Genomic DNA, 18,904 nt, shown 5'->3' on the forward strand with positions numbered 1-18,904 from the left:
TTTCACCCGGTCATGGGGTGTACACCACCGGACTGGGCGCCGTGGCCATCCCGTTGCCGAGGAAGAAGCTCGGGTGCGGGGGCTGGTTGTACGCGGTGTTCTGCCAGGAGAGGCCCGTGCGGTACATCGTGTCGTGCAGCAGGGTCGTGATCTTCGTGTTCGTCTCGTACGGCGTGGAGTGGATCCGCAGGGCCGTGTTGCCGCTGGTGCGCCAGACGACCTCCTCGCGCCAGTCGCCGAGGATGTCGCCGGAGAGCACGGGCGTGGCCTTGGTGCCGTTGTTGGAGGAGACCCCGGATCCGGTCAGGAGGCGGGTGTCGGACGACGTGCCGTACTTGTCGATGTGGGTGCCGTCGAGGAGTTCGCGGACGGTGTCGCCGTCCCACCAGGACAGGAAGTTCACCGAGGACGGCTCGCGGCCCTTGGCGGCGCCGGCCTCGTCGCGGATCGAGGTGTCGGAGGCGGACCACATCTCGGCGCCGTCGTTCCCGGCGTAGATGTCCCCTGCCACTCCCCGGCCGTTGTCACAGCAGGCGGCCAGCGTCCAGTTGACCGTGCCATTGGCCGGGTTGATGTACAGCTCGGCCGGCTGCGACGTCGACTCGGACACTTTGAAGTACTCCAGGCCCGCGTGCGAGGGATCCAGATCTCCCAGGTGCTGCGCGTCGCCGTGGCCGGTCTTCGTCGTCCAAAGACCGGAGCCGTTGTCGTCGACGGCCATCGCGCCGTAGACGATCTCGTCCCTGCCGTCGCCGTCGACGTCCCCGACGGACAGGCTGTGCGAGCCCTGGCCGTCGAATCCCTTGCCGGTGTTGGTGGAGGCGTTGGTGTCGAAGGTCCAGCGGCGGGTGAAGGCGCCGTCGCGCCAGTCCCAGGCGGCGATGACGGTACGGGTGTAGTAGCCGCGCGCCATGACGAGCGAGGGGCGGGAGCCGTCCAAGTAGGCGGTACCGGCGAGGAACCGGTCGACCCGGTTGCCGTACGAGTCGCCCCAGGACGAGACCGTGCCCCGAGCCGGGACGTAGTCGACCGTGCCCATCGCCCTGCCGGTCCGGCCGTTGAACATGGTCAGGTACTCGGGCCCGGAGAGGACGTAGCCGGACGCGTTCCGGTGGTCGGCCGATGAGCTGCCGATCACCGCGCCCGTACCGTCGACCGTGCCGTCGGCCGTCTTCATGGCGACCTCGGCCTGGCCGTCGCCGTCGTAGTCGTACACCTGGAACTGTGTGTAGTGCGCGCCGGAGCGGATGTTGCGGCCCAGGTCGACGCGCCACAGCCGGGTGCCGTCGAGCTTGATGCCGTCGACGATCGTGTTGCCGGTGTAGCCGGACTGGGAGTTGTCCTTGGCGTTGGTGGGCTGCCACTTGAGGACGAATTCGAGGGCGCCGTCGCCGTCGAGGTCGCCGACCGAGGCGTCGTTGGCCTCGTAGGTGTACGCGACTCCGTCGGGGGTCGTGCCGCCGGCGGGCGGGCTGAGGGGGACGTCCCTGTAGCCCGTGCGGAACTGGACGGCGTGCACGGAGTCGCCCTGCTCGACGCCGTTCACGACGGCGCGGACGGTGTAGTCGGCCTGTTCGGGGGCGCCGGAGTGGAAGTAGTTCGTGGAGCCGGTGATCGGGGTCGAGTTGACCTTCGTGCCGGCCCGGTAGACGTTGAAGGAGACGTCGTTCCGATCGGTGCCCAGCCAGCGCCAGCTGACCAGGTTGCCGCTGGAGGTGTGGACGCTGACCACGCCTCGGTCGAGGGCCTCGACCTGGCGGGCGGTGGCCGCTTCGGCTGTCCCGGCGCCGTTCGGGGTGATGAGTCCGGCGGCGGTCAGGGCGGCGGTGGCGAGGGTCGCGGCGAGGGCGGCCCGGCGTCTACGGTGCTTGCGCGGGTGCTGCACGTGACGTACCTCCTCGGGAGGACGGACGGTTCCGTTCCCTCAGTCGCCGCCGTGCGTGCGGAAGTTGCCGTGTTCGTGGGCCAGTTGGGCCGCCCTCCGGGCGAGCGTCACCCGGGCTTGCGGAACGCCCGCACCGTGAACACCGGGTCGGGCCGGGGCCGGTCCTGGTCCGGAAGTTCCGCCAGGCGGGCGGCGAAGCCGTCGGCGAGCGCGCCACCGGGCGGCAGGGCGACGAACCAGCCCCGGCGCAGGTCGGCGACTGTGCGGCGGGGGCTGCGGCCCTGGCCGTGACCGGTGAAGCGGGCCCCGCCGGCCGGGACCAGGCCGTGGCCGAGCGCGTACGACTCGACGAGGTCCGCCGCGTCGCGGGCCGGGCGGTGCGGGCGGGAGGCCATCACGGCGTCGATGTCACTGCCGACGTTGTGGGCGGCGGCCTTGTCGACCGTGGTGATGTACACCCCGCCGGGCCGCAGGACTCGGGCGCACTCGCCGACGATGGTCCGGACGTCCTGGGCGCTCCCCGCGAGGTGCAGCAGCCACACGCTGCTGACGGCGTCGAACCGTCCGGCCGGGAACGGTAATCGGCGGCTGTCGGCGAGCACCACGGCGCCCGGCAGCCGGGCGGCCGCGTGCCGGGCCATCGCGGGCGCGAGATCGACACCGGTCACGGACAGACCGTCCCGGCCTGCGGCGAGCCGCCGCGTGACGATTCCGGTGCCGCAGGCGACGTCGAGCAGGCGCCGCGTCCCGTCCGGCAGCAGGCCCAGCACGGCCTCGGCCGCGGCGGCGGCTCGTGGCTCGCCGCCGCGTGAGACGTCGTACCGCTCGGCTTCCTTGTCGTAGTCCAGCACGCCCGTCACTGTGCCCCGTGGCCCGGGGCGAGTTCCTCGATCCGCCGGGCGAGGTCGAAGTCCCGCTCGGTCACGCCGCCCACGGTGTGTGTGTTCACGGTGAGGGAGACGGTGTTGTAGCCCAGGGTGAGGTCGGAATGGTGGTCGAGCTCCTCCTGGACCTGGGCGATGTGCACGACCATCGCCGTGGCCGCGAAGTGCGAGGGGAGCCGGTAGGAACGGGCGATCCGGTCACCGTCCGGCGACCAGCCCGGCAGCTCCGCGAGCCGGTCCTCGATCTCCTTCTGCGACAGCGGTTCCAGGGGCATGGCCTCGCTCCTTCCTGCGTCGGAGGGTACGTCTTCAGCCTGCCACAGGGCGGGCGCGACGGCCCTGGTCAGACCCATGCCCCGTGGTCGGCGGCGCACACTTTCGGCGGCCGGGTCGGCGGCGAGTACGGGGATCCGCTGCCACGATCGCCACCCGGGCCCCCTCTGGCGCCGTAGCCCTTGTAGCCGGGGACGAGCCCCGCCCCGGAGCCTGCCTTCAGGCGAGTGACTCCGTGGCGCTCGGCCACGGAGCCGCCGCGAAAACCTGTTGGCGGACCACGGCGGCCCCTGCTACTTTCCCGGAGGCCGTGCGAGAGAACGAGGAGGTGGTACCCGTGAACGCAGTATCGACATGGGTGCTCCCCTCCGGGGTCGCGGTCGGGCGATAGGTCGTCCGGGAGCGCCGTTCAAGCGCACTCCCGAAAGGCACGACCATGCGATTCACTTCCGAACAACGCCTCGACGACGGCGTCCTCGATCGCGAATTCACTCTCGGTGAGATCCCCGGCACCCTGTGGACGCCCGGATCCGCCGCACCGGCCCCGCTGATCCTGATGGCCCACAACAACGGCCTGCCCAGGAGGGAGTCCCGGCTGGTGGCCCGGGCCCGGCACTGCGCGGCGTACGGCTACGCGGTGGCCTCCATCGACGCCTCCGGGTGCGGTGACCGGCCCCGTTCCGCCGCCGACGAGCAGGCCCGCGCCGACCTCCGCCGGGCGACGCAGGCCGGCGAGCCGGTCGATGAGATCTTCGAGTCCTTCATCGGCCCGCTGGTCGAAAAGGCGGTCCCGGAGTGGCGGACCACCCTGGACGCCCTCCTTGAGCTGCCGGAGATCGGCGGCCCGGTCGGGTACTCGGGGTGGACCGCCCTCGGCATTCGGCTGGCGGCGGCCGAGCCGCGCATCGCGGCCGCCGGCTTCTTCGCCGGGGGGTACGTGCCCCGCGCCCAGCGCGAGGAGGCCCGGCAGATCACCGTTCCGCTGCTGTTCCTGCTGCAGTGGGACGACGAGGGGAACCCCCGGCAGCGGGCCCTGGATCTGTTCGACGCCTTCGGCACCAAGGAGAAGACGCTGCACGCCAATCTGGGCGGGCACACCGGCACCCCGTGGTTCGAGCTGGAGGACGGGTGCCGGTTCTTGGACCGGCACCTGAAGTGAGGCCGGGCCGCCAGGCCGGCATCAGCCGGTAGGCGGAGTCGGCCAGGACGCCGCTCATCGAGGACAGGCCCCGGCCCTCCTCCATGACGGCGGCCGGCAGATGCACAACCGCCCCGATCGCGGCGGTACCGGCCATCGGCGGTACCGGCCGGTCGGGGCGGCGCCTCTCCGGATTGACGTCGGTAAGGTCCTCCCGCGACTGCCACCGCTCGTTCATTCCCCCGCTCCTCGATTACGGTCGTACTCATGACCACTGTCCCGTCCGCCGCAGCCCAGCCGCCCATCGCCCCCTCCGGCCAGGGCGTCGGTCCGCTGCTGCGGGCCTGGCGTGAGCAACGGCGGGTCAGTCAGCTGGAGTTGGCGCTGCGGGCGGACTCCTCGGCCCGGCACATCAGCTTCATCGAGACGGGCCGTTCACGGCCGAGCGAGGAGATGGTGCTGCGGCTGGCCGAGCATCTGGAGGTGCCCGTGCGCGAGCGCAACGCGCTGCTGCTGGCCGCCGGCTACGCCCCGCACTACCCGGAGACCCCGCTGGACGACCCGGCACTGGACGCGCTCCGCGCGGGCATGGAACAGCTGATCCAGGGCTACGAGCCCTACCCGGCCCTCGTCGTGGACGCGATGTACAACGTCCACGCGGCCAACCGCGGCATCCTCATGCTCCTCGACGGCATCCCCGAGCACCTCCTCCAGCCCCCGCTGAACGCGATGCGTCTGACCCTGCACCCGGAGGGCCTCGCGCCCCGCATCCGCAACCTGCGCGAGTGGCGCGGCCATCTCCTCGCGCAGATGCAGCGGCAGATCGCCCTGCACCGATCCGAGCCGCTGCGCGCGCTGTACGAGGAGGTCGCCGCCTATCCGGTGCCGCAGGAGGCCCCCGGCGTCGAACCGGCCGAGCCCGTCCCGTACTTCGCGCTGCCGATGCAGATCGAGCACGAGGGCCGCGTCCTGTCCTTCATCTCCTCCATCTCCACCTTCAACACGCCCATGGACGTGACCGTCGCCGAGCTGGCCATCGAGACACTGCTCCCGGCCGACCCGGCGACGGTCAAGTACCTTCAGTCGCTGCTTCCCTGACGAACTTTCAGGGCGATGTACTGGAGGGCGGCGAACCCGGCGACGGTGAGCGCTTGCAGCACGGTCCACACCGAGCCCGCCGTGGTCGGCGACAGCCACAGCGCGAGCGCGACGATGCTGAGCACGGCCCAGGCGAGGTTGGCCTCGATCACGGCACGCACCGGGAACTCGGCCGGGCGGGCACGGGAGGCGAGCAGCGCGACGGCACCGGCGTACACCGCGAGGAATCCGCCGAGGGCGAGCAGCAGCGTGGAGTCGACGCCGAGGAGGCGGCCGAGCGGGCCGGACGCCACGAGATAGGCGAGCCCGTTCGCCCCGGTCACCACCGCGTCCAGGGCCAGGAATCGGCGCAGCACGGTCTGCGGGTCGGAGGTCCGGGCGAGCGCGGCGAGCGAGATGGCGGACATGGTGAATCACCCTCCGTCGAGGTCGAGTTGAGAAATGTGAGGCGGCCGGACCCCGGACCGGAGTGCGCCGGCCCGGAATCCGGTACCTCAACGCTCTCGCGGACAAGCGGGCCGGTCGATTACCTGCGGGGTAATGGGCACAGTCCGGCCACCCCATGGCACCCCCGAACATGGCACACTGCACCCCGTACTTTCGGCGCGTAGGGGAGGCGTGGCGTGAGTGAGCGGCGACCCGCGCCCACCGTCGGCCAGGTGGTACTCGGCAAACGCTTGCAGGAGCTACGGGAGACGGCCGGCCTGGGCCGTGACGAGGCCGCGCGGGTGCTGCGCGTCGCCGCGGCGACGGTACGACGGATGGAGACGGCCGAGGTCGCGCTGAAGATCCCGTACGTACAGGTGCTGCTGGAGACGTACGGCGTACCGGAGGAGGAGGCGGCCGGGTTCGTCTCGCTGGCCGAGGAGGCCAATCAGCCGGGCTGGTGGCAGCGGTTCCACGACGTGCTGCCGGACTGGTTCAGCCTGTATGTGAGCCTGGAGGGCGCCGCCCGGATCGTCCGCTCCTACGAGCCGCACTTCGTGCCCGGTCTGCTCCAGACCGAGGAGTACGCCCGTGCCGTCATGCGGGCCGGGACGATCGGGCAGACCGGCCCGGAGACGATCGAGCGGCATGTGTCCCTGCGTATGGAGCGGCAGCGGCTGCTGGAGCGCCCGGACCCGCCCCATCTGTGGGTGATCATGGACGAGACGGTGTTGCGGCGCCCGGTGAGCGGCGGCGGCCGGGTGATGCGCGACCAGGTGGACAGGCTGCTGGAGTTCGCCGAGCGCGACCGCGTCACGCTCCAGATCGCCGAGTTCGCCTCCGGCCCGCACCCGGGGACGTACGCGCCCTTCACCCTGTTCCGTTTCGCCGAGCCGGAACTGCCCGACATGGTCTACACCGAGTACCTCAGCGGCGCCCTGTACCTCGACTCCCGCACGGAGGTCGCCGCGCATCTGGAGGTCCTGGACCACATGTCGACGGCCGCGGCGTCGGCCGAGCGCACGAAGAAGATCCTGCGGGAGTACCGCGAGGACTGCTGAGGCAGCGGACTGCCGAGGCAGCGGACCGTCCAGGCAATCGACCCCGAGGAGAAGACCCCGCATGACCGGATCCGAGTCCGTGCCCGCCCGCGTCGACACCAGCCGCCCGCATCCGGCGCGGGTCTACGACTGGTGGCTGGGCGGCAAGGACAACTACCCGGTGGACGAGGAGCTGGCCCGCAGGATCCTCGCCGTGGACGGCACGGTGCTGCGCGGCGCGCGCGCCAACCGCCGCTTCATGCACCGTGCCGTACGCACGGTCGCCGAGGCCGGGATACGCCAGTTCCTGGACATCGGCACGGGCATCCCCACCGAGCCCAATCTGCACCAGGTCGCGCAGGGCGTCGCCCCGGAGGCCAAGGTCGTGTACGCGGACAACGACCCGATCGTGCTGCGGCACGCGGAGGCCCTGCTGCACGGTTCCGCCGAGGGCGGCACGGACTATGTGCACGCCGACGTCCGGGACGTCGACACGCTGCTGGGCCGGGCCGGCGAGTCCCTGGACTTCGGCCGACCGGTCGCGCTGTCGCTGGTCGCGCTCACCCACTATCTGGGCGACGACCCCGACGGCGACGACGTGTACGGCCTGCTGGAGAGGTACGTCGCCGCGCTCGCCCCGGGCAGCTATCTGATCCTGTCCCAGGTCACCCCGGACCTCAGCCCGGACGCCATCGAGAAGGCGGCGAACCACTTCCGGCGCGGCGGCACCCCGTTCCACCCCCGGTCGCTGGCCGGTTTCTCCCGTTTCTTCGACGGTCTGGAGCTGCTCGGCCCCGGCATCATCCCGGTCTACGGCTGGCGCCCGGAGCCGGCCGACGTGGCGGCCCAGGCCGAGGGCATCGTGCCCGTGTACGCGGGGGTCGCCCGCAAGCCCTGACCCGCACCGTCGCCGTGCGGCGGTGACCCGTACGGGCGCCGTGAACGGGTGCGCTCCCGCGCCCCGCCCTAGGTTCGTGATCAGGGCAAGCAAGGGAGCGCCTGTGACCGACACCCGGATACCGCCCACCGCGCCCGCCGAGCCGGGCGCGGCGCTGCTGAAGGCCGGCAGGTTCTTCCGGCCCGGCACGCCCGCGCCCGATCTGCACAGCGTCGCGCTGACCGGCGGGCGCGCGGCGGACGCGTTCCACCGGGACCGGAGGGGCCACGACAAGGTCGTGAACACGCGGGGCGCCGCTTTCTCCCGGTACACCCACTCCCCCACCCGGGTCCGCCATCCGTACGTCCGCGGGGCGCTCCTCCAGATGTACCGGGAGGCGAAGGAACGCCTCAAGGACCCGGTCCTGGCCTGGGCGGACGTGCAGAGCGACCCCGAGCGCCGCCGCCGCTACCAGCGGGCGCGCGGCAAGGGCGGCCTGGTGCGGGCGAGTTGGGACGAGGCGATCGAGCTGGTCGCCGCCGCGTATGTGCACACCATCAGGGCGTACGGCCCCGACCGCATCGCCGGTTTCTCCCCCGTGCCCGCGATGTCGATCGTGTCGCACGCGGCCGGCGCCCGCTTCCACTCCCTCATCGGCGCCCCGATGCTGTCCTTCCACGACTGGTACGCCGACCTGCCCGTCGCCTCCCCGCAGGTCTTCGGCGACCAGAGCGACGTGCCGGAGTCCGGCGACTGGTGGGACGCGGCGTATCTGATGATGTGGGGCTCGAACGTCCCGGCGGCCCGCGCGCCCGACGCGCACTGGATGGCGGAGGCCCGCTACCGGGGCCAGAAGGTCGTGGTCGTCGCCCCCGACCAGGCCGACAGCGCCAGGTTCGCCGACGAGTGGCTGCACCCGCACCCCGGCACGGAGGGCGCGCTGGCCCTGGCCATGGGGCATGTCGTCCTCAAGGAGTTCTTCGTCGACCGCGAGACACCGTTCTTCGCCGACTACGTACGGCAGTTCACCGACCTGCCCTTCCTGGTCACCCTGGAGAAGCGGGGCGGCAGCCACGTCCCGGGGAAGTTCCTGCGCGCCTCGGACCTGGGGCAGCGGGGCGAGGGCGCCCAGTGGAAGACGGTCGTGCTGGACGAGGTGTCGGGCCGAGCGCTCGCCCCGAACGGTTCCCTCGGCTTTCGCTGGACCGAGTCGGGCAAGGGACGGTGGAATCTCGAACTGGGCGACATACGACCGACGTTGAGCCTGTACGGCAGTGCGGTCTCGGCCGGCGTGGAGGTGCTCCTGCCCCGCTTCGACACCGAGGGCGGGCCGCATGGACAGGGGCGCGGGGACGTCGTACGGCGTGGTGTCCCGGCGACGAAACTCGGGGGTGCGAACGGTCCGCTGGTGACGACGGTCTTCGACCTGCTGCTCGCGCAGTACGGGGTCGGCCGGCGCGGACTGCCGGGCCGCTGGCCCACGTCGTATGACGACGCCGAGGCGCCCGGCACGCCCGCCTGGCAGGAGGCGCAGACCTCCGTCCCGGCGGCCAAGTGCGTGCGGATCGCGCGGGAGTTCGCGCGGACGGCTGAGCGGTCGAAGGGCCGCTGCATGATCCTGACGGGCGCGGGCACCAACCACTGGTTCCACTCCGAGACGATCCACCGCGCCTTCCTCGCCCTGCTCCAGCTCACCGGCTGCCAGGGCCGCAACGGCGGCGGCTGGGCGCACTACGGGGGCCAGGAGAAGTGCCGTCCGGTGACCGGCTGGGCGACGCTCGCGGCCGCGTCGGACTGGTCGCGGCCGCCGCGCCGGATGATCGGCACCGCGTACTGGTTCCTCAACACCGACCAGTGGCGCTACGACCGGTTCGGCGCCGACCTGCTGGCCTCGCCGCTCGGTACGGGGCGGTTCCGGGGGATGACGGGCGCGGACTGTCTGGCGCTGTCGGCGCGCGTGGGCTGGATGCCGTCGTATCCGACCTTCGACCGCAATCCGTTGGAGCTGGGCGAGGTGTTCGGCGATCCGGTGTCGCGGGTGGTGGCCGAACTGCGCGCGGGCACACTGAAGTTTGCCTGCGAGGATCCGGACGCGCCGGAGAACTGGCCGCGGATACTGACGCTGTGGCGGGCCGGCCTGCCGGGCTCGTCGGCGAAGGACGCCGAGTGCTTCACCCGGCACCTGCTCGGCACGCACTCGTCCCTGCGGGCCGAGGAGGCTGCGCCGGACGTACGGCCGCGTGCGGTGACCTGGCACGACGAGGCACCCGAGGGCAAGCTCGATCTGCTGCTGTCGCTGGACTTCCGGCAGACGTCGTCGACGCTGCTGTCGGATGTCGTCCTGCCCGCCGCGACCTGGTACGAGAAGCACGATCTGGCCGGCACGGACATGCACCCCTCCGTCCACTCCTGCACCCCGGCCGTGGACCCGCCGTGGCAGGCGCGCACCGACTTCGACACGTTCAAGGCGCTGGCCGAGCGGCTGAGCGAACTGGCCGTCGACCATCTCGGCGTACGCAGGGACCTGGTGGCGACCCCGCTCCAGCACGACACCCCGGGCGAGATCGCCCAGCCCGGCGGGGTCGCGCTGGACTGGCGGCGCGGGGAGTGCGATCCGGTGCCCGGCAGGACCCTGCCGAACCTGACCGTCGTGGAGCGGGACTACCCGGCGATCGGCGCCAGGTTCGCCGCGCTCGGTCCGCTGGTGGAGCAGCTCGGGCTGCCCGCCAAGGGCATCACGCTCAGGCCGGACGAGGAGGTCGAGGACCTCCGGCACCTGAACGGCACGACGGGCGACGGCCGCCCGCTGCTGGACACGGCCGTGAAGGCGGCGAACACCATCCTCGCCCTCTCCGGCGCCACCAACGGCCGCCTCGCCACCCAGGGCTTCCGCGCGCTGGAGGCCCGCACGGGGCAGAAGACGGCGCACCTGGCCGCCGAGCACGAGGGCAAGCGGATCACCTACGCGGACACGCAGGCCGCGCCCGTGCCGATGATCACCTCGCCGGAGTGGTCGGGCAGCGAGTCCGGCGGGCGGCGCCACACCGCCTTCACCCTCAGCACCGAGCACCTCAAACCCTGGCACACCCTCACCGGCCGCCAGCACTTCTTCCTCGACCACGACTGGATCCAGGAACTGGGCGAGGCGCTCCCGGTCTACCGGCCGCCGCTGGACATGAACAAACTGCTCGGCGAACCGCGCCTCGGCCCGGACGGCCGACGGGAGGTGACGGTCCGCTATCTCACCCCGCACCACAAGTGGTCCATCCCCTCCGAGTACCAGGACAACCTGTTCATGCTGGCCCTCTCCCGAGGCGGCCGGAACATCTGGATGTCCCCGCAGGACGCGGACGCGATCGGCGTCGTGGACAACGACTGGGTCGAGACGGTCAACCGCGACGGCGTGGTCGTCGCACAGGCGGTCGTCTCGCACCGGATACCGCACGGCACCATCTACACGCACCACGCGCGGGAACGCACCGTCGCCGTACCGAAGTTCCACAACTCGCTGACCCGGCTGATCCTCAAGCCGTCCCATCTCGTCGGCGGCTACGCCCAGCTCTCCTGGGCGTTCAACTACCTGGGCCCGACGGGCAACCAGCGTGACGAGGTGACGGTGATCCGCCGCCGCAGCCAGGAGGTCGAGTACTGATGCGTCCGATGGCCCAGATCGCCATGGTGATGAACCTCGACAAGTGCATCGGCTGCCACACCTGCTCGGTCACCTGCAAGCAGGCGTGGACCGACCGGCCTGGCATGGAGCACGTCTGGTTCAACAACGTCGAGACCCGCCCCGGGCCGGGCTCCCCACGCCGCTACGAGGACCAGGAACGCCGGCGCGGCGGCTGGGAGCTGAACCGGCGGGGCGCGCTGAAGCTGCAGGCGGGCGGTCGTTTCCACCCGCTGGTCGAGCGGGCGCGTACGCAGGCCTCGGACAAGGTGCGGTTCGAGTTCGAGCAGAGCTTCATGTTCTATCTGCCGCGCATCTGCGAGCACTGCCTCAACCCGTCCTGCGTGGCGTCGTGTCCGTCGGGTGCGATGTACAAGCGGGCGGAGGACGGCATCGTCCTCGTCGACCAGGACCGGTGCCGGGGCCGGGGGATGTGCGTGCCGGGATGCCCGTACAAGAAGGTGTACTTCAACCACGCCACCGGCAAGGCCGAGAAGTGCACGATGTGCCATCCGCGCGTCGAGGCCGGCCTGCCGACGGTCTGCTCGGAGACATGCGTGGGCCGGCTGCGCTATCTCGGGGTGGTGCTGTACGACGCCGACAGGGTGACGGCCGCCGCCTCCGTCCCGCGTGAACGGGACCTGTACGAGGCGCAGTTGGGCATCTTCCTCGACCCCGAGGACCGCGGGGTGCGGCAGGCGTGCGAGCGGGCGGGGATCCCTTACGACTGGCTGGAGGCGGCCCGCCGCTCCCCGGTGCACGCGCTGATCAGTAAGTACCGGGTCGCCCTCCCGCTGCACCCGGAGTACCGGACGATGCCGATGGTCTGGTACATCCCGCCGCTCTCCCCGGTGGTGGACGTGCTGACGGAGACCGGGCACGACGGCGAGGACGCGGGAAACCTGTTCGGCGCGATCGACAGCCTGCGCATACCGCTGGAGTACCTGGCGGAGATGTTCACGGCCGGGGCGATCGGCCCGGTCCGCTCCTCGCTGGAGAAGCTCGCCGCGATGCGCTCCCACATGCGGGCGATCAACCTCGGGGACGAGCCGGACCCCTCGGTGCCGGCCGCCGTCGGTATGCGGGCCGAGGAGATCGAGGAGATGTACCGGCTGCTGGCGATCGCCACGCACGAGGACCGGTACGTCATTCCGACGGCGGCCGCCGCCGACGCCAGGCGTCTGGAGGAGTCGGCGCTCCCGCAGGGGTGCAGCCTCGACTACGACGGCGGGCCCGGGATGGGCGCGGAGGGACCCCTCGGCCAGGACTCGGGCCGCAAACTGCTGCCGCTGGTGACGGTGGAGAACTTCCACGCCCTGCGCGGACGGCGGACCGCAGCTGACACAGCCGACGCCGAGGAGGTCTGATGCCGTCCTTCGAGGTGCTGTACCAGGCGGCCGCGCTCTGCCTGACCTACCCCGACGACGACTTCCGCGCCCGTCTGCCCCTGCTGCGCGAAGCCGCCCCGCAACTTCGGGAGTTCACCGACCACGCGGCGCTCACGCCCCCCCGGGGAACTGGCCGCGCACTATGTCGAGGTCTTCGACCTCGACAACCGTCACAGCCTGTATCTGACCTGGTGGCGCGACGGGGACACCCGGCGGCGCGACATGTCGATGCTCCGCTTCAGGGACCTCTACCGCGCCCACGGTCTGGAGTTCTCCGGCGAGGAGCTGCCCGACTTCCTCCCCGCGGTACTGGAGTTCGCGGCCCGTACCGGCGACACCGATCTCCTGCTGGACCACCGGGACTGCCTGGAGCAGCTGCGCTCCAGGCTCACCGACTTCGGCACCCCGTACGCTTCCGTCCTGGACGCCGTGTGCGCCACACTGCCGACCGCACACCCGGGAACGCGCCCGTGACCCACTGGGCGGCGGGCGTCAGGCGGCGCCGCCCTTCTGGTCCTTCTCGTCGTCGACGATCTCCGCGTCCACCACACCGTCGTCGTCCTGCGGTGCCGTCTGCTCCGTGCCCGTGCCCGTGCCCGCATCCGCGTCTGCCGGCGCCTGCTGGGACTGGGCGTACATCGCCTGGCCCATCTTCTGGCTCACCGTGGCGAGTTTCTCGATGCCGGTGCGCAGGGCGTTCGTCTCGGCGTTCTGCTCCAGCTGCTGCTTGAGGTCCGTGATCGCCGACTCGACCTCGGCCCTGGTGTCCGCCGGGACCTTGTCCTCGTTGTCGCGGACGAACTTCTCGGTCTGGTAGACGAGCTGCTCGGCCTGGTTGCGGGTCTCCGCCGCCTCGCGCCGCTTGTGGTCCTCCTCGGCGTACTGCTCGGCCTCTCGCATCATGCGGTCGATGTCGTCCTTCGGCAGGGCCGAGCCGCCCGTCACCGTCATCTTCTGCTCGCGGCCGGTCGCCAGGTCCTTCGCGGAGACGTGCATGATCCCGTTGGCGTCGATGTCGAAGGCGACCTCGATCTGCGGGACGCCGCGCGGCGCCGGGGGCAGACCGGTCAGGTCGAAGACACCCAGCTTCTTGTTGTACGCCGCGATCTCGCGTTCGCCCTGGTAGACCTGGATGCCGACGGAGGGCTGGTTGTCGGCGGCCGTGGTGAAGATCTCCGAACGCCGGGTGGGGATCGTCGTGTTGCGTTCGATGAGCTTCGTCATGATGCCGCCCTTGGTCTCGATGCCGAGGGACAGCGGGGTGACGTCGAGCAGCAGGACGTCCTTGACGTCGCCGCGGATCACGCCGGCCTGGAGGGCCGCGCCGACGGCCACGACCTCGTCGGGGTTGACGCCCTTGTGGGGGTCCTTGCCGGTCAGTTCCTTCACCAGCTCGGTGACGGCGGGCATCCGTGTGGAGCCGCCGACGAGGATGACGTGGTCGACCGCGGAGAGCTTGATGCCGGCGTCCTTGACCGCCTGGTGGAAGGGGGTCTTGCAGCGGTCGAGGAGGTCGGCGGTGAGCTCCTGGAACTGGGCCCGGGTCAGCTTCTCGTCCAGGTGGAGGGGGCCCTCGGCGGAGGCGGTGATGTAGGGCAGGTTGATCGTCGTCTCGGAGGAGCTGGACAGCTCGATCTTGGCCTTCTCGGCGCCCTCGCGCAGCCTTTGCAAGGCCATCTTGTCGTTGCCGAGGTCGATGCCGTACTGCCCCTTGAACTTCTTCACCAGGTACTCGACGATCCGCTGGTCCCAGTCGTCGCCGCCCAGATGCGTGTCGCCGTTGGTGGCCTTGACCTCGATGACGCCGTCGCCGATCTCCAGCAGGGAGACGTCGAAGGTGCCGCCGCCGAGGTCGAAGACCAGCACCGTCTGCTCGTCGCCCCGGTCCAGTCCGTAGGCGAGGGCGGCGGCCGTGGGCTCGTTGATGATCCTGAGCACCTTCAGGCCCGCGATCTCGCCGGCCTCCTTGGTGGCCTGCCGCTGGGTGTCGTCGAAATAGGCGGGGACGGTGATCACCGCGTCGGTGACATCCTCGCCGAGATAGGACTCGGCGTCCCGCTTGAGCTTCTGCAGGACCCGGGCGGACAGCTCCTGGGCCCGATAGCGGGTGCCGTCGATGTCCCCCTGGTCGGGAAAACGCCAGCCGGCGTCGCCCATGTAGCGCTTCACGGAGCGGGCGGTGCGGTCCACGTTCGTCACCGCCTGCCGTTTGGCCACCTCCCCCACGAGCACCTCGCCGTTCTTGGCGAAGGCCACGACCGACGGTGTGGTCCTGGCCCCCTCCGCGTTGGCGACGACAGTGGGTTCGCCGCCCTCCAGGACGGCGACCACCGAGTTCGTGGTCCCGAGATCGATCCCGACCGCGCGTGCCATCGTTGTCCCCTTCCGCCAGGGCACCTCTGGAACTCCAGCACAAAACTTGAGCGAGTTCTTGTCAATGGGACGAGTGACCTGGGAAGCGGGTGCCAAACGGCGGCTGAGCGGGCGCTCAGCCCCGGAGGGCCAGGGCGCGGCGGGTGCGGAACGCCTCCCGCAATACCGTCGCACGAGCGAGCCGCCGGTGCACGGGGAGCGGGCACGGCGACGCCCCTGAAGGGGCGCGGGGAACCGCGCGACCAGCCACGACGCCCCGCACCCCCGCGCGGCGCTAGGCCGTGTCCGCAAAGTCCCGCCTGCCCCGCGACGCCTGGCACGCGCTCTCGCCGCACCGGGCGCAAGCCCAAGTACGCCCAGTACGAGGGCTTCCGCCCGGCACGCCGAGAGCACGCACCAGACGCCGCGGGGCCCGCCCTCCGGGCGGACGACGGGACTTTGCGGACACGGCCTAGGCCAGCTTGGCGGAGAGCGTGATGTTCGTACCCGTCAGGGCCTGGCTCACCGGGCAGTTCTTCTTGGCATCCTCCGCCGCGGCGACGAACGCCTCGTTGTCGATGCCCGGCACCGTCCCCTCGACGGTGAGGTGGATGCCGGTGATCCCCTCACCCGGCTGGAAGCTCACGTCGGCGGAGGTGACGAGCTTGGTGGGCGGGGTGCCGGCGCCGGCGAGCGCGTGCGACAGCGCCATGGAGAAGCAGCTGGAGTGCGCGGCGGCGATCAGCTCCTCCGGGCTGGTCCTGCCGTTCGCGTCCTGGGAGCGCGAGGCCCACGTGACCGGCTGTGCGGCGATGGCACCGGAAGAGTCGAAGTTGACGACTCCGTTGCCCTCGAGCAGGTTGCCTTCCCAGACGGTGTGTGCGGAGCGCGTGGTAGCCACGGTTCTTCCTTTCGCGTGGGGGCCCGTTTGCTGGGGTCCGTGCCCCCATCCGATCACACTCCGGCTCACTGCACCCGGAAGACCGGCCCACGCGGGGTGAACGGCAGGCGACGGCCCGGGGGAATCAGGTACGCGTGCTCGCGCCGCACCCGCAGCACATCGCACCAGCCGTCCGTGATGACGAGGACGGGCGCGCCCGGCGGGAAGTCGTCGGCGCGCTGCAGCAGGTCGATCCCCGGCTGCAGGACCGTACCGCCACGGCCGCGCACCCGCACCCGCCCCGCGATGTCCGTCACCGGCACATACCCGGCGTCGTACGGTCCCGCGTCGCAGAACACGACCCGCGCGGCCGGTACGTCCCGCGCCTCGGCGTACGAGGCGATCGCACCGAGCGCCTTGCCGAGCAGGCCGGCGCCCATGGAGCCGGAGGTGTCCAGGACCACGCCGAAGGTGCAGCGGGCGATCTCCTCGGGCGGGAAGTAGCGGCCTGCGCGCGGGATACCGGGGGTCGACGCCTGGCGGCGCGCGGGGCGCGCATACGTCCGCACGGGCTCCGGACGCGGCACGAACTCGTCGAACCAGCGGGCCAGTCGGGCGTCCCAGGGCAGCGGCGGATGGCTGAGCGCGCGGATCTCCTGGACCAGGCCGCCGGGCAGGAAGCCGCGCTCCTGCTGCTGGTGCAGGTCGAGGCCCTGGCTCAGGCCCCGGCGGTAGAACTCGTCGAGGTCGACAGGGTCGCCGGGCGGTCCGAGCGGGGCGCCGAGTACGTCACCGACGCCCTTGCCGCGCAGGGTGGCCAGCCGGCGCATCCGGCGCAGGTCGCCGGTGATCCGGTCGTAGACCTCCTCGGCGGACAGGCCGGTGAACTGGGCGTCGTACAGCAGCCCTTGGGGCATCTGGCCGACCTGCATCTCGCGCAGCCAGCCGTTGATGACGTAGTCGCAGGCGACGTTGAACAGATAGGGGTCGCGGGTGCCGCAGCGGTCGCCGTGGCGCAGAGCGGCGTGCAGCATCTCGTGGCCGAGGATGAACCGCCACTCCTCGGGCTCGAACTGGCGCAGCGGGTTGATGTAGATCTCGCCGGCCTCGGCGTTGACGGCGGCGACGGCGATGCCGTGCGCGCGGGCGAGTTCGGCGTCGGCGACCAGCTTGATGCCGGCCGCGATGCCGCCGAGCAGCGGGTAGGAGGTGATGAACCACTCCAGCGCCCACTGCCAGGGCCGCTTCTTGACCGGCTCGCCGAGCATGGAGTCGCGTCGGCCGCCCGCCATGTCCATCGCGGTGGACACGGTCCGGGTCAGCGCGGTCGCGAAGGCCAGCTGATGGTCGGGGGGCGATCCGAACCAGCCCATCCACTCCACGAGGAGCTGGTCGGGCTCCGGGCCCGCCGTGCCGCAGCGCTCGTACCCGGCCGGAACGCCGTCGCGCCGCCAGCGCTCGGCGAGCTGTTCCTCGTCGCCGTCCGGATAGGTCAGCGGCAGGTGGTCAGGTGCCTTCCCGACCGGGAAGGTGAGCAGGAAGCGGTTGACGACGACACAGCGGGCGGCGAGGTCGGCGCGGTCGGGCTGCACGGGCGTGCCCTTCCTGGAAGGGACGTGGCCGAAGCCGAGGTGCAGCACGGCGTGCGCGATGACCCAGGCCCAGGTGGCGGGTTCGGCGAGTCGCTCCGGGTGCACATGCAGGACGCCGTCGGAGTCGACGCGGACGAGGCCGTCGCGGGGCGCCTGTTCGCACTTGTCGTGGCGGCAGACGGTGAACTCGACGCCGGCGAGCGCGGGGTTTGCCCGCACCAGCCGCAGCCCCTCGGCGAAGGCCTCTGCCGCCGGGTCCCGCTTCTTCTTCCCTTTCCCCTTCCCCTTGTCGTGGGTCCGGCTCATCGCCGCGCCTCCACCAGTCGGGGCATGTCCCGCGCGGCCTCCACCAGGAACCAGGACGGCAGCACCGGGTTGCCGTCCGCGTCGGAGGCGATGACGCTCTGGGCGACCTCGACGGAGATCTCCGCGAGCTGCACCAGCAGCGACTTGGCGCGGTACGCGGTCTGGCGCCCGTTCGCCGACATGTGCTCCTTGCTCGCCGGCAGCTCCTTGATCAGACGGCCGCGGAAGGACTCGGCGAGGTAGTACAGCAGGTCGCGGTCCTCCATGCGGTGCGGCCAGCGGGCGTCGCCCTTGACGATGGCCTCGATGCCGTACTGGCTGCGCACGATCTTGACGTAGCCGCAGAACGCGGTGGCGTGCGTCGGCGTCAGCGTGCCGTGCGCCAGGACCTTCAGCGTCTCCTCGTCGAGGTCGCGGCCGAAGGAGTGCAGCGCGTCGGAGAGCATGTGCCAGGAGCGGGGGGTGGAGAACGGCTCCTCGGTCTTCGGCGGCTTGGACCACAGGTGGTCGGGCCGGTCGGTGAGATGGTCGAGGATCCACGGGTGGATGCCGTTGTTCGCGGCCCAGGTCAGCCAGTCCTTGGCGGAGGCCTCCAGGTGGACGTGGGTGAGGCGGTTGACGAGGGCGGAGGCGATGGGCCGGGCGAGCGCGTTGTCGGTGGCCCTGTTCCCGGCGCCGATGACGATGGAGCCCTTGGGCAGCTCGTAGTTGCCGATCCGGCGGTCCAGGATCAGCGAGTAGAACGCCTTCTGCACATCCGGCGTGGCCGCGTTCAGCTCGTCCAGGAACAGGCAGTACGGCTCGTCGCGGGCGATCGCCTCCGGCGGGCAGAACACCGAACGCCCGTCACGGATCTGCGGCACGCCGATCAGGTCCTCCGGCGCGAGCTGGGTGCCGAGCAGACTCACGCACTCCAGCCCGAGCGACGCGGCGAAGTCCCGGACGAGGGAGGACTTTCCGATGCCGGGGGCGCCCCAGATGAAGACCGGCCGCACGGTGGCGAGACCGAGGAGCAGTTCGGGGATTCGGGCGGGCGTGACGGTGACGGCTGCCTGCAAGGCAGAAACTCCTCGGGGGGTGTGCGACTGGTTCGCG

The 18,904-nt window shown here is 71.3% G+C and carries 14 protein-coding genes and 1 pseudogene; 7 read left to right on the forward strand and 8 right to left on the reverse strand.

The genetic code is table 11. The features are described 5' to 3' along the window. Positions 1–10 precede the first annotated feature (10 nt). The 3 genes from ACZ7NC_RS04365 to ACZ7NC_RS04375 form a co-directional block, all read right to left on the reverse strand. Positions 11–1,885 carry a rhamnogalacturonan lyase gene (locus tag ACZ7NC_RS04365; RefSeq protein ID WP_471484766.1) on the reverse strand — a complete coding sequence of 625 codons (1,875 nt, stop codon included), beginning with the start codon at positions 1,883–1,885 and terminating at the stop codon, positions 11–13. 107 nt (positions 1,886–1,992) lie between these two features. Further along, the gene (locus tag ACZ7NC_RS04370; RefSeq protein WP_471484767.1) at positions 1,993–2,736 is read right to left on the reverse strand and encodes a class I SAM-dependent methyltransferase; all 744 of its coding nucleotides are present in this window, start codon (positions 2,734–2,736) and stop codon (positions 1,993–1,995) included. Positions 2,737–2,741: 5 nt separating this feature from the next. After that, positions 2,742–3,044, reverse strand: a complete 303-nt coding sequence (locus ACZ7NC_RS04375; RefSeq protein ID WP_471484769.1) for a 4a-hydroxytetrahydrobiopterin dehydratase — start codon at positions 3,042–3,044, stop codon at positions 2,742–2,744. A 434-nt stretch (positions 3,045–3,478) separates the two neighbouring features. On the opposite strand from ACZ7NC_RS04375, the gene ACZ7NC_RS04380 reads away from it, so the two are divergent. Beyond that, entirely contained in the window at positions 3,479–4,201 is a 723-nt protein-coding gene (locus ACZ7NC_RS04380; RefSeq protein ID WP_471484771.1) for a dienelactone hydrolase family protein, read from the forward strand. Positions 4,202–4,447: 246 nt separating this feature from the next. After that, positions 4,448–5,278 carry a helix-turn-helix domain-containing protein gene (locus tag ACZ7NC_RS04385; RefSeq protein ID WP_471484773.1) on the forward strand — a complete coding sequence of 277 codons (831 nt, stop codon included), beginning with the start codon at positions 4,448–4,450 and terminating at the stop codon, positions 5,276–5,278. On the opposite strand, the gene ACZ7NC_RS04390 is transcribed toward ACZ7NC_RS04385, so the two are convergent. Further along, positions 5,260–5,685, reverse strand: coding sequence for a hypothetical protein (locus tag ACZ7NC_RS04390; protein WP_471484774.1), 426 nt, complete (start codon positions 5,683–5,685; stop codon positions 5,260–5,262). The two genes, ACZ7NC_RS04385 and ACZ7NC_RS04390, sit on opposite strands and share 19 nt — an antisense overlap. 216 nt (positions 5,686–5,901) lie before the next feature. Here ACZ7NC_RS04390 and ACZ7NC_RS04395 point away from each other — a divergent pair, with 216 nt between their 5' ends. The 5 genes and pseudogenes from ACZ7NC_RS04395 (at position 5,902) to narJ (ending at position 13,153) form a co-directional block, all read left to right on the forward strand. Next, complete coding sequence (locus ACZ7NC_RS04395) at positions 5,902–6,765, forward strand: DUF5753 domain-containing protein (protein ID WP_471484775.1); 864 nt, start codon at positions 5,902–5,904, stop codon at positions 6,763–6,765. A gap of 61 nt (positions 6,766–6,826) precedes the next feature. After that, positions 6,827–7,642 (forward strand): SAM-dependent methyltransferase, encoded by an 816-nt coding sequence (locus ACZ7NC_RS04400; RefSeq protein ID WP_471484777.1) that lies wholly within the window; start codon positions 6,827–6,829, stop codon positions 7,640–7,642. A 103-nt stretch (positions 7,643–7,745) separates the two neighbouring features. Further along, complete coding sequence (locus ACZ7NC_RS04405) at positions 7,746–11,273, forward strand: nitrate reductase subunit alpha (protein WP_471484779.1); 3,528 nt, start codon at positions 7,746–7,748, stop codon at positions 11,271–11,273. Beyond that, complete coding sequence (locus ACZ7NC_RS04410) at positions 11,273–12,658, forward strand: 4Fe-4S dicluster domain-containing protein (protein WP_471484781.1); 1,386 nt, start codon at positions 11,273–11,275, stop codon at positions 12,656–12,658. The genes ACZ7NC_RS04405 and ACZ7NC_RS04410 overlap by 1 nt, the downstream gene beginning before the upstream one ends. Continuing rightward, a pseudogene (gene narJ, locus ACZ7NC_RS04415) lies at positions 12,658–13,153 on the forward strand (nitrate reductase molybdenum cofactor assembly chaperone). Before ACZ7NC_RS04410 ends, narJ begins: the two are co-directional and overlap by 1 nt. Positions 13,154–13,171: 18 nt before the next feature. Here the strand turns inward: narJ and dnaK are convergent. From dnaK to ACZ7NC_RS04435, 4 genes are all read right to left on the reverse strand, one after another. Next, the gene (gene dnaK, locus ACZ7NC_RS04420) at positions 13,172–15,052 is read right to left on the reverse strand and encodes a molecular chaperone DnaK (protein WP_471484782.1); all 1,881 of its coding nucleotides are present in this window, start codon (positions 15,050–15,052) and stop codon (positions 13,172–13,174) included. A 451-nt stretch (positions 15,053–15,503) separates the two neighbouring features. After that, entirely contained in the window at positions 15,504–15,932 is a 429-nt protein-coding gene (locus ACZ7NC_RS04425; protein ID WP_471484784.1) for an OsmC family protein, read from the reverse strand. 65 nt (positions 15,933–15,997) lie between these two features. After that, positions 15,998–17,809, reverse strand: coding sequence for a vWA domain-containing protein (locus ACZ7NC_RS04430; RefSeq protein WP_471484786.1), 1,812 nt, complete (start codon positions 17,807–17,809; stop codon positions 15,998–16,000). Beyond that, on the reverse strand, positions 17,806–18,867 hold the full coding sequence (locus ACZ7NC_RS04435) for an ATP-binding protein (RefSeq protein ID WP_471484788.1): 1,062 nt from the start codon (positions 18,865–18,867) through the stop codon (positions 17,806–17,808). The genes ACZ7NC_RS04430 and ACZ7NC_RS04435 overlap by 4 nt, the downstream gene beginning before the upstream one ends. Positions 18,868–18,904: the final 37 nt, after the last annotated feature.

The organism is Streptomyces sp. NPDC111802 (assembly GCF_055634335.1).